This is a genomic window from Streptomyces sp. RPA4-2, assembly GCF_012273515.2.
Taxonomy (GTDB): Bacteria; Actinomycetota; Actinomycetes; order Streptomycetales; family Streptomycetaceae; genus Streptomyces; species Streptomyces kaempferi.
Genome location: NZ_CP050975.2, coordinates 2,346,128 through 2,359,706, shown reverse-complemented (window position 1 = coordinate 2,359,706; position 13,579 = coordinate 2,346,128). Strand labels below are relative to the sequence as shown.

Sequence of the window (13,579 nt, the reverse complement as noted above, 5' to 3'; positions counted from 1 at the left end):
GGTGTCCGCGCCCTGGTTCGACGAGACCGGCGGTGAGAGTTCCTGGCTCCCGGGGAGTTCCTTCCCCGGTCACAGTGGCGGGACCGCGCCGGATTCACACCGGCTTCCTCTTCTGTCGCCGTACTTGGCTCCGGCAGTCCACCACGGGTTGCAGGACCCGTCAACTTGCCGTTGACCTGCGAGGGGAGAGTGTGCGAAGGCCCACATGGCGAGGGGCGGGGGAGGACGCGTGCGGGGGGTGCGGCACGGCATACGCGTGGGGTGCGGGACGGCGATCCGTCCCGCACCCCACGTGAAGTGATGCCCGTTTCAGGCTGTTTGCCGCCGCGCGGTCACCGCCGCGGGGTCATTTGCCGACGATGAGATAGATCCCGTAGGCCACCGCCGCCGCGCACGCGGCGAAGCAGACGTACGCGCCGGTGACCGCGAGGGCGGCCGAACCGCCCTGGGCGGACGCGGACTCGCGCTTGGTGAGGCCGATGATGCCGAGGGTGAAGAGGCCGACGAGGGCCACGGTGACCACGAGGCTGACTCCGAAGACGGAGCCGAGGGCTGCCCAGTCGATGTTCATGCTGTTCCGTCCTTACACCGTGGCCGGGCGGGTGGGCTCCGCGTCCGGGGACGGGATGGTGGTCTTCAGATCGCCGGACAGGTCTCCGGTGACGGGGCCCGCGGGCGGCGGGGTGACCGCGGCCATCGCGGTGGTGACGATGCCGGCCGGCTCGGCGGCGGCGTCGTTGACGTTGTCGATGGTGACCGGCTGGCGGCGGGACAGCGTCCAGATGGTGCCGGCGCCGGCGACCAGCAGCGCGCCGGTGAGGACGATGCCCCAGGTGCCCTGCTTCGTCAGGAACTCGGCGGCGGCACCGGCCAGTCCGGCGGCCGGCAGGGTCAGGCCCCAGGCGACGAACATCCGGGTCGCGGTGGACCAGCGGACGACACCGCCCTTGCGGCCGAGGCCCGAGCCCATCACGGCACCGGAGCAGACCTGGGTGGTGGAGAGGGAGAAGCCGATGTGCGAGGAGGCCAGGATGGCCGTCGCGGCGCTGGTCTGGGCGGCGAAGCCCTGCTGCGGCGCGAGGTCGGTCAGACCCTTGCCCATCGTGCGGATGATGCGCCAGCCGCCCAGGTAGGTGCCGAGCGCTATGGCGGTACCGGCCGAGACGATGACCCAGGTGGGAGGGTTCGAGCCGGGGGCGATCACACCGCCGGTGACCAGGGCGAGGGTGATGATGCCCATCGTCTTCTGCGCGTCGTTCGTGCCGTGCGCCAGCGAGACCAGACCGGCCGAGGCGATCTGGCCGGCGCGGTAGCCCTTGGCGGTCGCCTTCTGGTCGGCGCGGTTGCTGATCCGGTACGTCAGCCGGGTGGCCAGCATCGCGGCGAGTCCGGCCACGATGGGCGCGGCGACCGCGGGGAGCAGCACCTTGGTGACGACGGTCGAGCCGTTCACCGACGACCAGCCGGCCGACATGACCGCGGCGCCGATCAGACCGCCGAACAGTGCGTGGGAGGAACTGGAGGGCAGACCCAGGAGCCAGGTCAGCAGATTCCAGAGGATGGCGCCGACGAGCGCCGCGAAGATCACTTCGGTACGTATGCCCTCTTCGTTGATGAGTCCGCCGGAGATCGTCTTGGCGACCTCCACGGAGAGGAACGCACCGACGAGATTCAGCACGGCGGACATGGCCACCGCCGTCTTGGGCTTCAGAGCGCCGGTCGAGATGGTCGTCGCCATCGCGTTGGCAGTGTCGTGGAAACCGTTCGTGAAATCGAACACGAGAGCGGTGACGATCACGATTCCGAGGAGGAGCGTGATGTGTTCCATTTACCCAGGCTTCTGTTTGACGTCAGTGGCACGTGGACCGTAGGCAACCTGAGTGAACGGAAGATGAACTGAGGCAGGCTTAGGGGTGTATCGAACCACGGATCACCCCTCCGCTTGCACCGGTGTGGATGCCGGAGGGATGACCCGTGGTTCGAACGAAGGCGGAATATCGGGCTCCGCTAGCCCTTCGCGAGCCTCTTCAGCCGTGCCGTGGATCCGTTGAAGAGATTCTGGTCACCCGGCAGGGTCCCCTTGTTGTCGTACTGCCAGAACGTCCAGGCCGACCAGCCGCCCGGCAGTGCGCCGATGTCCGCGCTGTCGTAGCGGGCCAGCCAGAGGGGGTGGTCCGCGGCGAAGGCGTGGCTGTCCCCGGTGCAGGTGTTCCACCAGTGGGCGGTCGTGTAGATCACCGGGCGGCGGCCCGTCTCCCGTTCGAGCTCGTCGCTGAAGTCCTGGATCCAGCTCACGAGCCCGGCCTTGGTCATGCCGTAACACTTGTGCTTGCTGTACGGGTTGTACTCGATGTCGAGCGCGGGCGGCAGCGTCCGTCCGTCGGCCTGCCAGGCGCCCCCGTTGCGCACGAAGTACTCGGCCTGGGTGGCACCGGACGACTTGTCCGGCACCGCGAAGTGGTAGGCGCCGCGGAGGATTCCCGCGTCGTACGCCCCGTTGTACTGCTGGTCGAAATAGGGGTTGCGGTAGGTGTGGGACTCGGTGGCCTTCACATAGACGAACCGGGCGCCCTTCGCCCTCGCCCGCTGCCAGTCGACGTACTTCTGGTGCGAGGAGACGTCATGGCCCCTGGGCGCACCGGCCGCGGCGGCCGGCCCGCCGGTGAGCGCGGTTCCGGTGACGGCGAGCGCTGCCATGGCGGCGCTCGCCGCGAGGGCGCGGGCGAGGGGGCGGGCGTGGCGACGGAACGGCTGGTGACCACGGGCCATGTTTCCCCCCGGAATGGCGTCGTGCACGGCAAATCCCCCAGAGGTTAGTGGAAGATCATTCAATACACGTCGATCACCGGCCAATAGCCTTGAAGAGGTGATGTGTCCACATATGCACCCTTACGGACGTACGCCTTCCGCCCTAAAGTGCCCTCGCGGCCACCCGGTTGACGTCCGTCCTGACAGGATCGCGGGCATGGCGGAGCAGCGGCGGGACGCGCGGGTCGGGCGGGACGTGGGGGGCGGCGCAGGCGGTGCGCATGCGCGGAAGGTGGCGGACGCGTGGGGCGAACTCGTCGCGACGGCCCGCCGGACGGTGGCCGACGGGCTGGTCGTCGGAACCTCGGGCAACGTCTCCGTACGGGTCGGCGACACGGTCCTGGTCACGCCGACCGGAGTGCCCTACGACCGGCTCACGCCCGGCGACGCCGTCGGGGTCGGCCTCGACGGCCGGCAGACCCTCGGCGCCCTCCGTCCCACCAGCGAACTGCCGATGCATCTGGCGGTCTACCGCGCCACCGACGCGCGCGCCGTCGTCCACACCCACGCCGCGCACGCGACGGCGGTGTCCACGCTCGTGACCGAGCTTCCGCTGATCCACTACATGGCGGGCGCCCTCGGCGGACCCGTCCGGGTTGCCCCTTATGCGACGTATGGAACCCCCGAGTTGGCCGAGAACATGCTTCAGGCGCTGACCCGGCGCACGGCCTGCCTCCTCCAGAACCACGGCACCGTCGCGTACGGAGACTCCCTGGACCAGGCGTACGACCGCACCGCCCAGCTGGAGTGGATGTCCCGCGTGTGGCTCCTGGCATCGTCCGTACCGGGACTGTCGCCCGCGCTGCTGTCCCGGGAACAGCTGGGGGAGGCGGGGGAGCGGCTGCGGGGGTACGGCCGGCCCGGCCCGGACGCGGACGGCGTGCCAGTCGCGTAACGGGCGCCACGGGGTCGTGTCGCTCCACCGCGGGACCGCGCGCCCGCTTCACCGCGGGACCACGCGCCCTCTTCGTCGCGGGGTTGTGCCGCTTCGCCGCCGCCCCGGGACCCCCGTCGCCGTTCCCGGACGAGGGAGCCGTCGGTCCGCGCTCCCACTGGCCGACAACGGGATACGCCGTGAGACTGAATCCGTGCGTACTGCCAAAGCGACGGCCGCGGCCGTCACCGTAGCCCTGGCCGCGAGCGCGGCCTCCGTGGCGGTGGGACGGTTCGCCAGCGACGCCGCGCTCAAGGCGTCGCCCGGCCGGCCCCTGCCCACCGAGCCGCGGCTCACCGTGCACGCCACGGCCCCGGGCCGGATCACGCTCACCCGTGCCCTGGCCTCCCGGCGACCGGGAACGTACGGACTGGCCGGCGACGGCTCGCACGCGGTCGTCGGCCCGGTCCTGGAGAACGCGCCCCACACCGCCGACACGGTCGTACGCCGCCTCGAACACGTCACCCACGGCACCCTGCGGCCCGGCGACCGGGTCTGGCTCACCCCGAACCTGTACGTCGGCAACCCGAGCACCGCGCTCGGCCTCGACCACGCCGACGTGGACGTGCCCGGCGAGCTGGGCCCGCTGCCCGCCTGGTTCGTGCCCGGTGTCCGCGACACCTGGGTGATCACCGTCCACGGCCTGGGCGCCACCCGGGAACTCCCGATGAATGTGATGCAGTTCCTGCACCGCAGCCGGCTCCCCGTCCTCGACCTCGCCTACCGGGGAGACGTCGGCGCGCCCCGTCCCCCGGACGGCCTCGGTCACCTCGGCGAGACCGAGTGGCGCGACCTGGACGCCGCGCTGCGCTACGCGGTCCGCTACGGCGCCGCGCAGGTCGTCCTGTACGGCTGGTCCACCGGCGCCACCATGGCCCTGCGCACCGCCGCCCACTCCGCCCTGCGGGACCGGATCGCCGGGCTGGTCCTGGACTCCCCCGTCCTCGACTGGGAAGCCACGCTGCGCGCCCTCGCCACCGCCCGGCACACCCCGAGGGCCCTGCTGCCGCTCGCGGTCCGGGCCGCCCAGGGCCGCACCGGACTGCACGGCGACCGCACCTGGCAGGCCGCCGATCCCGACCGGCTCACGGTGCCGACGCTGGTGGTGCACGGCCCGGACGACGTCCTCGCCCCCTGGGGACCCTCGCGCCGTCTCGCCCGCAGGCGCCCGGACCTGGTGACCCTGCACACGGTCGCGCGGGCCCCGCACGGCGCCCTGTGGAACGCCGACCCGACGGAGTACGAAGAGGTCCTGCGCCGCTTCCTGACCCCGCTGATGTAGGGGACCCGCCTGCCGCACGGGAACCGGCGACCGCATCCCCGGCACACGGCGCCACTTCTTCCGCACGGCGTCCGGGAGCGCCGTGCCGACCCTCCCGCACGGCGCCCCGGCGAAGGCACCAGCAGGCTTCCGGATCGGATCGGACCAACTCGCACGGCGCCGCCCGCACACGTGGCGAGCCCCCGCAAAACCCCGTGCATTGGCCACCCCTGTCGCCTGCTGTGACATTCCGTTTGGGTTTTCGGACCGCCAACCGGAAGACTGCACCTGTGACGTCCCGTAACCCGCGCGACTCCAGGCTCCGACTCGTCCGCCCGCGGCCCCTGGCTGCCGCCCCCCGAGCGGTGACCCAGCGCAGCTCGCGCCGACCCGCACCCCGGCCCCCGAGGGCACCCCGCCGCCGGCGGAACTCGCCCGCATGGCGCGCGGCTTACTCGCCGACGCGGCCCGCGTCGCCCGCTGGGCCGACTCCATGCTCGGCCCGGGGCGCGACGGCGCGACCCCCGACGGCAAGGGCACCCTCTCCGAAGCGACCGCCGAACGGGCCGCCGGGGAATTGGGCCTGACCCCGGTTCAGGTCCGCGCGGACTGGGACACCGCACGCCTCGCGGGCCTTGTCGAGGTGCACGGCGACATCGCCCGCCCCGGCTGGCGGCTACGCGCCTGGAACCGCGACGACAGCGCCGTCCTGCGCGGCTGGGTCGCCCTCTTCGACGCCTGGTCGCTCGCCCATCCGGAGCCCGCGGACCGTGAGGCGTCCGCCGTCGCCGAGGTCGTCTCCGCGATGCCCCAGGTGCTCTCCTTCCTTCAGCTCTCCGCCGGGCCCGTCCCCGTGGAGCAGCTCCTCGACCTCCTCGAACAGCGGGTCACGGAGCTGCGCACCGAGCGCTGCGAGATCCCCTACGGCCCCCAGCCGGAGCCCGCCCCGGAGCCCGCCCCGGAGACCGCCGCGCCCCCGGACATGGACGCCCCGCTCGCCCCTCTCCTCGACTGGGCCCTGCACGCCCTCGCCGCCGTGGGAGCGCTCACCTGCGCCGACGGACAGGCCACCCTCACCCCGCTCGGCAGCTGGGCGGTCTGGGTCAAGCTGGAGCAGATCTGCGTCGCGGCGCAGAGCCCCGCAGGGAACATCGAGCAGCCCGCCGCGGACATGCTCCGCGGCTGTGCCCAACTGCGCCCGAACGCGGCCCGCGCCGAGTACCGCGCGTGGCTCGCCGCCCGCCCCGTCGGCAGCGCCGTCACCGAACTCCTGGCGGCCGCCCGCGGCGAGGACGCCCTCACCCGCGGTCTCGCCTTCGAGGCGCTGCGGGTGGTCGGCGCCCCGGCCGAGCCCGATGTGCGCTCCGTGGCCGAGGAGAGCTGGCTGCGCCCCTACGCCCTGCTGTGGCTCGCCGAGCACGACGGCCACGACCCGGAGGACGCCCACGAGGTGCTCACCCGCGAGGAGTCCACCTGGCTGTGGGTCGACACCGCGGCGGCGGTCGCCGACCACGGCGAGGCGCCGCTCCTCGTGCGCCACCTGGAGTCCGCCGTGCAGCCGACCGTGCCCGCGCTGCTCGACGAGGTGCGCGCCGTCGGGCACCCCCGCACCGTCCAGGTCCTGGTCGCGCTCGCCGCCGCGCACCCCGACCCGGCGCTCGCGAAGGCCGTCCGCCGGGCCGCCTTCCAGGTGCACACCGGAGGGAGCTGAGCGGTCTCCTAGGGCGTGTTGCGAAAGTCCCGTCGTCCGCCCGGAGGGCGGGCCTCGCGGCGTCTGGTGCGTGCTCTCGGTGGGCCGGGCGGAAGCCCGCGTACTGGACGTACTCGGGTTTTCGCCCGGTGCGGCGAGAGTGCGTGCCCGGCGTCGCGAGGCAGGCGGGACTTTCGCAACACGCCCTAGGCGCCCGTCTCCGGCGCGTAGGTGCCGAAGCTCCAGATGTTGCCCTCGGCGTCGCGGGCCAGATAGTCCCGCGAGCCGTAGTCCTGGTCGGTCGGGGGCATCAGGATCTCGGCGCCGTGGTCCACGGCGCGCCGGTGGTGTGCGTCGACGTCGTCCACGACCACGTACACACCGGTGGGGCCGGCGTCCTTCATCGCGGTGTCGAAGACGCCGCCGCGGCCCTTGGAACCGAGCATCACCGCTCCGGTGCCCTGGACCAGCTCGGCGTGCATCACCGTGCCGTCCTCGCTCTCGTACACCGACAGCTCGGTGAAGCCGAAGGCCTCCGTGAGCTGCCTGATCGCCGCCTTCGCGTCCGCGTACAGCAGTGTCGGGTAGATGCTCGGACGTCCGCCGTCCATGCCCGCCATACCGACCACTCCTTCTCGTTCCGCCGCCGGAATGTGACCTGCCCCACAGTCTCGCACCGGCCACTGACAACGCCCCCACGGGCGGGACCGGGCCGTCAGCGGAAGGTGTTGCACTGCGCCATGTCGCCGGTGCGGTAGCCCTGGTAGAACCACTGCTGCCGCTGCGCGGCCGAGCCGTGCGTCCAGGTCTCCGGCGTCACCCGCCCCTGGAACCTCTGCTGGATCCGGTCGTCGCCGACGGCCGCCGCCGCGTCCAGCCCGTCGCGGATGTCGGCCGCGGTGAGACTGCTGAGCAGCGGCCTGCCCGTCGACGGGTCCTTCGTCGTCGTCGCGTGGTGCGCCCACACCCCGGCGTAACAGTCGGCCTGCAGTTCCACCTTCACCGAGTTGCTGGTCGCGCCCGAGACACCGTCCTGGGCCCGGCCCAGCGTCCCCATCAGGTCCTGCACATGGTGCCCGTACTCGTGCGCCACCACGTAGGCCTGTGCGAACGGACCGCCGCTGGAGCCGAACTTGGTCCGCAGGTCGTCGAAGAAGCCCAGGTCCACGTAGACCTTGCGGTCGGCGGGGCAGTAGAAGGGCCCGACGGCCGAGGTCGCGGTGCCGCAGGCGGTGGCCACCCGGTTGCTGAAGAAGACGGTCGGCGAGCGTGTGTACACACCGTCGCGCCGCGCGAACTCCTGCGCCCAGAAGTCCTGCACGCTGTTGACCACCGCCACGACGCGGCAGTCCTCCTTGGCGTTCGCGTCCCGCCCCGTCCGGCACGTCTCCTTGATCTGGTCGAGCGAGGAGGAGGTCGCCGCGGGCTGGTCGTTGCCGGAGGAGAGCCCGAGCTGGTCGGGTCCCACTCCGAAGAACAGCCCGAGCAGCAGCGCGACCAGACCGGCGATACCGCCGCCGACGGTCGCCCGGCCACCGGGGATCCGGCTGCCGCGCGCATCCTGCACCTCGGAGGTGTCCAGGTCGGCGTCGTCGTCGAACTGCATGGGCGCACCATCCTCCGCGTACGGCCGTGTACGTCGCTCCGTGCCGCCATCCTCGTACGGCCCCGGCTCCCCGGCTCCGGGCGGAGGGCCGAACGGGGGACCTCCGCCGGCCGTTCGCCGTGTCCCCGCGAAGCCCCGCCGGGACACACCTACGCTCTGCGCCGGAGCCCGGGCAGGGGCGAAGGAGGGGGCAGGGGTGGTCACTGTGCCGGTCGGGGCGACGCGGTCCGCGCGGACGGCTGGGCCTGTACGGACCATGGAGTCTGTACGGACCATGGAGTCTGCACACGCCGACGGGTCCGCTCGGCCCGACGGGTCCGTTCGGACCGTCCAGGCCGGCGACGGCCGAACGGTCCCCGGGCCGCCTCCCCCCGCGGTCCGCCGCCGTACGGCTCGCGCCCTGCTCCTCGTCGTCGTCGCGGTCGCCGTCGCGCTGCTGCTCGCCGTCGCCCACCAGGCACGTCCCGCGCCCTACGGAGACCGGCTCGTGCTCCACGCGCGCGTGGAGCACGCACAGGGCACGCCGCCGCCGTCGAGGCCCCCGCTGCGGACGACCGCCGCCGCCGTCGAGGCCTACGACGCGACGACCGGCCGCGCCCGCTGGACGTACGGGCGCGAGGGCCGCCGCCCGCTGGCCGTGCTGCCCGCGCGCGGGCACGCGATCGCGCTCTGGGACGACGGTCTGGTCACCGACACGACGCGTCGCGACGGGAGCGCCGTCCGCTGGCACCGGGCGCTGCCCCAGGCCGCCCGATGGCTCGCGGACCACGAGGCGACCGGCGTGCTGCGGCTCCTGGGCGGCGGCATGCTCGCCGTGATCACCCCCGAACGTGTCGCCGCTTACCGCGTCGCCGACGGCGACCTGCGCTGGATCCTGCCCGCCCGGCCCGGCTGCCGCTTCGCGCCCGCACGTGCCCTTCGTCACGGCGCGGTGCTCCTGATCGCCCGTCCCTGCCCCGCCGAGGACCGCTGGACGGCCGGGCTCGTCGCGGTGGACGACCTGGGCGTCGTCGCCCCGCACCGCGCCCCGCTGGGCAACGGACAGCGGGGCGAGCGTCACAGTGCCGGACACCCGCGCCCAGGAAAAGTGGTTGCACCGCCCCGTTAGACTTGGCCCATGGCCATTCTCCTCGCGCATTAGACGGCGGGAACGTCCTCAGCCGCCCACCCCGCCAACGACCCTGCCCAGGAGTCTGTCCGTGATCTCCGCCTCCGGTATCGAGCTGCGCGCCGGCGCCCGCATTCTCATCGAGTCCGCCACCTTCCGCATCACCAAGGGCGACCGCATCGGCCTGGTCGGCCGCAACGGCGCGGGCAAGACGACGCTCACCAAGGTCCTCGCGGGCGAAGGCCAGCCCGCCGCGGGCAACGTCGCCCGCTCCGGCGAGGTCGGCTACCTGCCGCAGGACCCCCGCACCGGTGACCTCGACGTGCTCGCCCGCGACCGCGTGCTGTCGGCCCGCGGCCTGGACGTCCTGATCCGCAAGATGCGCGAGAACGAACAGCGGATCGCCAACGGCTCGGGAGCCACCCGCGACAAGGCCATGCGGCAGTACGAGCGCCAGGAGACGGAGTTCCTTACCAAGGGCGGATACTCCGCCGAGGCCGAGGCCGCCACCATCGCCGCCGCGCTCAACCTGCCCGACCGTGTGCTCGGCCAGCCCCTGCACACGCTCTCCGGCGGCCAGCGGCGCCGTATCGAACTGGCCCGGATCCTGTTCTCCGACGCCGACACGCTGCTGCTCGACGAGCCCACCAACCACCTCGACGCCGACTCGATCGTCTGGCTGCGCGACTACCTGAAGACGTACCGCGGCGGGTTCATCGTGATCTCCCACGACGTCGACCTCGTCGAGACGGTCGTCAACAAGGTCTTCTACCTGGACGCCAACCGCGCCCAGATCGACGTCTACAACATGGGCTGGAAGCTCTACCAGCAGCAGCGCGAGGCCGACGAGAAGCGCCGCAAGCGCGAGCGGCAGAACGCCGAGAAGAAGGCCGCGGCGCTGAACGCGCAGGCCGACAAGATGCGCGCGAAGGCCACCAAGACCGTCGCCGCCCAGAACATGGCCAAGCGCGCCGACCGGCTGCTCGCCGGCCTGGACGCCGTCCGCGTCTCCGACAAGGTCGCCAAGCTGCGCTTCCCGGAGCCCGCTCCCTGTGGCAAGACCCCGCTCATGGCCGAGGGCTTGTCGAAGTCGTACGGCTCCCTGGAGATCTTCACCGACGTCGACCTGGCCATCGACAAGGGCTCCCGCGTCGTCATCCTCGGCCTGAACGGCGCGGGCAAGACGACCCTCCTGCGCCTCCTCGGCGGCGTCGAGACCCCCGACACCGGCGGGGTCGTCGAGGGACACGGACTCAAGCTCGGCTACTACGCGCAGGAGCACGAGACCCTCGACCCGGAGCGCACGGTGCTGGAGAACATGCGCTCCGCCGCCCCGGACCTCGATCTGGTCGAGGTCCGCAAGACGCTCGGTTCGTTCCTGTTCTCCGGCGACGACGTCGACAAGCCCGCCGGGGTCCTCTCCGGCGGCGAGAAGACCCGTCTCGCGCTCGCGACCCTGGTGGTCTCCGCCGCGAACGTCCTCCTCCTCGACGAGCCGACGAACAACCTCGACCCGGCCAGCCGCGAGGAGATCCTCGGCGCGCTGCGCACCTACAAGGGCGCCGTCGTCCTCGTCACCCACGACGAGGGTGCCGTCGAGGCGCTCCAGCCGGAGCGGATCATCCTGCTGCCGGACGGCGTCGAGGACCTGTGGGGCGCCGACTACGCGGACCTCGTCGCCCTCGCCTGAGCCCTCGTACAGCCCCCGGGGACCTGATGGGCAGCCCCGGGACGGCCGTCAGCACGACGTGATCGAATGCCTGATCCACTGCGTATGGATCATTCGGCCGATCCGTGATCCATCATCTGTGTGAGATCTCCTCGTACCGAGGTGTGTCGTACATCGATTTCTCGGCCGAGTCCCTTGTTCTCAAGGGCTCGGCCGTTGTGCGTCGCTGACCTGGCACTTTGCCGAAGAACCCGTTCGGCCGCACGAAGGGCCAGGGGCGGAACCTGTGATTCCACTCGTGGGGACGGGCTCCTGTCGTCAAAACCTTGTCTCACGGACCTTGCCGAATGGCTGGCCATGAAGCCCTTGAGGGGTGATCATGAGAAGTCCAGAGCGCACTTCCCATGAGGAGGCACGGGTGGCCGAGACTCTGAAGAAGGGCAGCCGGGTGACCGGCGCCGCGCGCGACAAGCTCGCGGCAGACCTGAAGAAGAAGTACGACTCCGGTGCGAGCATTCGAGCGCTGGCCGAAGAGACCGGCCGTTCGTATGGCTTCGTGCACCGGATGCTCAGCGAGTCGGGCGTCACGCTTCGTGGGCGTGGCGGAGCGACGAGGGGCAAGAAGGCCGCCTCGGCCTGAGGCCGGGCGTCCCCATCGGCTTCGGTGGTGGCCACCCGGTCGGTCGGGTGATCGACCGGGTGGTTACTGTGCAGTCACTTAGGTGTGTCCCCCCTGTACGGGTGCGCGCCTGATCCGACCGCACCCATCGGAGGCAGCCCATGGCTTCGCTCGACAAGGATCTCGACCCCGTACTCGACAAGGACGGCGTACGGCTCACCGTCGACGACGCGATCGCCACGGTGACGCTGACCAACGCGGCCAAGCGCAACGCCCAGAGTCCCGCTCTGTGGCGGGCGTTGACGGAGGCCGGACGGTCACTGCCGGGCACCGTCCGGGTGGTCGTCCTGCGCGCCGAGGGCAAGTCGTTCTCGGCCGGGCTCGACCGGCAGGCGTTCACGCCCGAGGGCTTCGACGGCGAACCGTCGTTCATCGACCTCGCGCGCGGCACGGATGCCGACCTCGACGCGACCATCGCCGAGTACCAGGAGGCGTTCACCTGGTGGCGGCGCAGCGACGTCGTGTCCATCGCCGCCGTGCAGGGGCACGCCATCGGAGCCGGGTTCCAGCTCGCCCTCGCCTGTGACCTGCGCGTCGTCGCCGACGACGTGCAGTTCGCCATGCGCGAGACCAGCCTCGGGCTCGTGCCCGACCTCACGGGGACGCACCCGCTGGTCGGTCTGGTGGGTTACGCCCGCGCGCTCGAGATCTGCGCGACGGGTCGCTTCGTGGCGGCCGAGGAGGCCGAGCGCACCGGTCTCGCCAACCTCGCGGTCGCGGCCGGAGAGCTCGACGACGCGGTACGCGACCTCGCCGCGGCCCTGCTCGCTGCGCCGCGCGACGCCGTCATCGAGACCAAGGCGCTGCTGCGGGGGGCGCGGGAGCGCACGTACGAGGAGCAGCGCCGCGCCGAGCGTGCGGCCCAGGCCCGGCGACTGCGGGACCTCGCCGGCGTGGGGGACTGAGACCGTCCTCCGGCGGCGGGGTATGGGGGACGCCCGCGCGGTCCTCGCGTCCCCGCCCACCACGCGCCGCTAACGCACGGCGGTCACCAGTACGGCCACCGACGGCAGGTCCGGCAGGACCTCGGCGACGCGGGCCCTGACCGCCCGAGCCACGTCGGCCGTCCGTTCGGCGGCCGAGACCGCCAGTTCGACCCGCACATGGCGGCGCGGCAGGGCCGGGTCCGTACCGCGGACCTCGGTGAAGTGGACCGGACGGCCCAGCGCGCCGGTCAGACGGTCCACCCCCGGGACGGACAGAACGGCAGCCACCACGCGCGCCTCCTCGGCCGCAGCCGACTCGCCGACCGGACCGGGCCCGACGACTGGACGTGATCCGTGGACCCGAGCCGTCTCGTCAACCGGGCCCGGCCCGTCGAGCGGAGTCGGTCCAGTGGCCGGGGCTGGGGTGTCCCGGTTCACGGGGGTGGGCGGCGTGTCCGTGTCCAGTAGTCCCGTCACCCGCAGGTCCACCTCCGTCACCATGAGCCCCAGACGTTCCGTCGCCGCCGTGGCCAGGGCCGAGCGCAACCGGGCCGCCGCCGTGGGGAGCGGTTCGCCGCCCGGCGCCGAAGGGTCCGCCGAGGCGGCGAACTCCCCGGTGACGCGGAGCGGACCGGGCGGCAGCGCGCCGGGCGGCGGCGGCACGGCGGGCTCGTACGTCCGCTCCGGGTCCGTGAGGGAGACCCGCAGCGCGCCGAGGCGCACACCGGGGACGGCGGCCGCCGCGCGCCGCAGGACCGTGCCGGCCGCCTCCTCGGTGATCCACGCGCCGTCGCGGGAGTGGCCGAGAGGGAGGAGCCGCCCCAGCCCGAGCCGCTGTCTTACCGCCCGCGTCCATCGGTCCGACGTCATTCCTCCAGCCTGCCGTATCCCTGGCGCG

At 72.5% G+C, this 13,579-nt stretch carries 12 protein-coding genes, 1 pseudogene and 1 riboswitch; of the genes and pseudogenes, 7 read left to right on the top strand and 6 right to left on the bottom strand.

Annotated features, from left to right (window positions below; genetic code table 11):
* Positions 1–15 precede the first annotated feature (15 nt).
* A riboswitch (cobalamin riboswitch) is annotated at positions 16–159 on the bottom strand.
* 187 nt (positions 160–346) lie between these two features.
* From HEP85_RS10060 to HEP85_RS10050, 3 genes are all read right to left on the bottom strand, one after another.
* Complete coding sequence (locus tag HEP85_RS10060) at positions 347–571, bottom strand: hypothetical protein (protein WP_168527469.1); 225 nt, start codon at positions 569–571, stop codon at positions 347–349.
* 12 nt (positions 572–583) lie between these two features.
* Complete coding sequence (locus HEP85_RS10055; RefSeq protein ID WP_329286898.1) at positions 584–1,828, bottom strand: inorganic phosphate transporter; 1,245 nt, start codon at positions 1,826–1,828, stop codon at positions 584–586.
* 179 nt (positions 1,829–2,007) lie between these two features.
* Positions 2,008–2,769, bottom strand: a complete 762-nt coding sequence (locus HEP85_RS10050; protein ID WP_168533495.1) for a lysozyme — start codon at positions 2,767–2,769, stop codon at positions 2,008–2,010.
* 196 nt (positions 2,770–2,965) lie between these two features.
* On the opposite strand from HEP85_RS10050, the gene HEP85_RS10045 reads away from it, so the two are divergent.
* The 3 genes and pseudogenes from HEP85_RS10045 (at position 2,966) to HEP85_RS10035 (ending at position 6,714) form a co-directional block, all read left to right on the top strand.
* Positions 2,966–3,703 carry a class II aldolase/adducin family protein gene (locus HEP85_RS10045; protein ID WP_168527468.1) on the top strand — a complete coding sequence of 246 codons (738 nt, stop codon included), beginning with the start codon at positions 2,966–2,968 and terminating at the stop codon, positions 3,701–3,703.
* Positions 3,704–3,896: 193 nt separating this feature from the next.
* The gene (locus tag HEP85_RS10040) at positions 3,897–5,024 is read left to right on the top strand and encodes an alpha/beta fold hydrolase (protein ID WP_329286891.1); all 1,128 of its coding nucleotides are present in this window, start codon (positions 3,897–3,899) and stop codon (positions 5,022–5,024) included.
* Positions 5,025–5,293: 269 nt separating this feature from the next.
* A pseudogene (locus HEP85_RS10035) lies at positions 5,294–6,714 on the top strand (hypothetical protein).
* Between the two features lie 185 nt (positions 6,715–6,899).
* On the opposite strand, the gene HEP85_RS10030 reads toward HEP85_RS10035, so the two are convergent.
* A complete protein-coding gene (locus HEP85_RS10030; RefSeq protein WP_168527465.1) occupies positions 6,900–7,313 on the bottom strand; it encodes a VOC family protein in 414 nt (137 codons plus the stop codon).
* Positions 7,314–7,408: 95 nt separating this feature from the next.
* On the bottom strand, positions 7,409–8,299 hold the full coding sequence (locus tag HEP85_RS10025) for a neutral zinc metallopeptidase (protein WP_168527464.1): 891 nt from the start codon (positions 8,297–8,299) through the stop codon (positions 7,409–7,411).
* Positions 8,300–8,573: 274 nt separating this feature from the next.
* Here HEP85_RS10025 and HEP85_RS10020 point away from each other — a divergent pair, with 274 nt between their 5' ends.
* The 4 genes from HEP85_RS10020 to HEP85_RS10005 all read left to right on the top strand — a co-directional run bounded on the left by HEP85_RS10020 (position 8,574) and on the right by HEP85_RS10005 (position 12,660).
* A complete protein-coding gene (locus HEP85_RS10020) occupies positions 8,574–9,407 on the top strand; it encodes a hypothetical protein (RefSeq protein WP_211117899.1) in 834 nt (277 codons plus the stop codon).
* 91 nt (positions 9,408–9,498) lie between these two features.
* On the top strand, positions 9,499–11,097 hold the full coding sequence (locus tag HEP85_RS10015) for an ABC-F family ATP-binding cassette domain-containing protein (RefSeq protein ID WP_168527463.1): 1,599 nt from the start codon (positions 9,499–9,501) through the stop codon (positions 11,095–11,097).
* Between the two features lie 397 nt (positions 11,098–11,494).
* Positions 11,495–11,716 (top strand): helix-turn-helix domain-containing protein, encoded by a 222-nt coding sequence (locus HEP85_RS10010; RefSeq protein WP_006123601.1) that lies wholly within the window; start codon positions 11,495–11,497, stop codon positions 11,714–11,716.
* Between the two features lie 140 nt (positions 11,717–11,856).
* Positions 11,857–12,660: an enoyl-CoA hydratase/isomerase family protein gene (locus HEP85_RS10005; protein WP_329286882.1), complete on the top strand. Its 804-nt coding sequence runs from the start codon at positions 11,857–11,859 to the stop codon at positions 12,658–12,660.
* A 69-nt stretch (positions 12,661–12,729) separates the two neighbouring features.
* On the opposite strand, the gene HEP85_RS10000 is transcribed toward HEP85_RS10005, so the two are convergent.
* Positions 12,730–13,551: a nucleopolyhedrovirus P10 family protein gene (locus HEP85_RS10000; RefSeq protein ID WP_168527461.1), complete on the bottom strand. Its 822-nt coding sequence runs from the start codon at positions 13,549–13,551 to the stop codon at positions 12,730–12,732.
* Between the last annotated feature and the right edge of the window lie 28 nt (positions 13,552–13,579).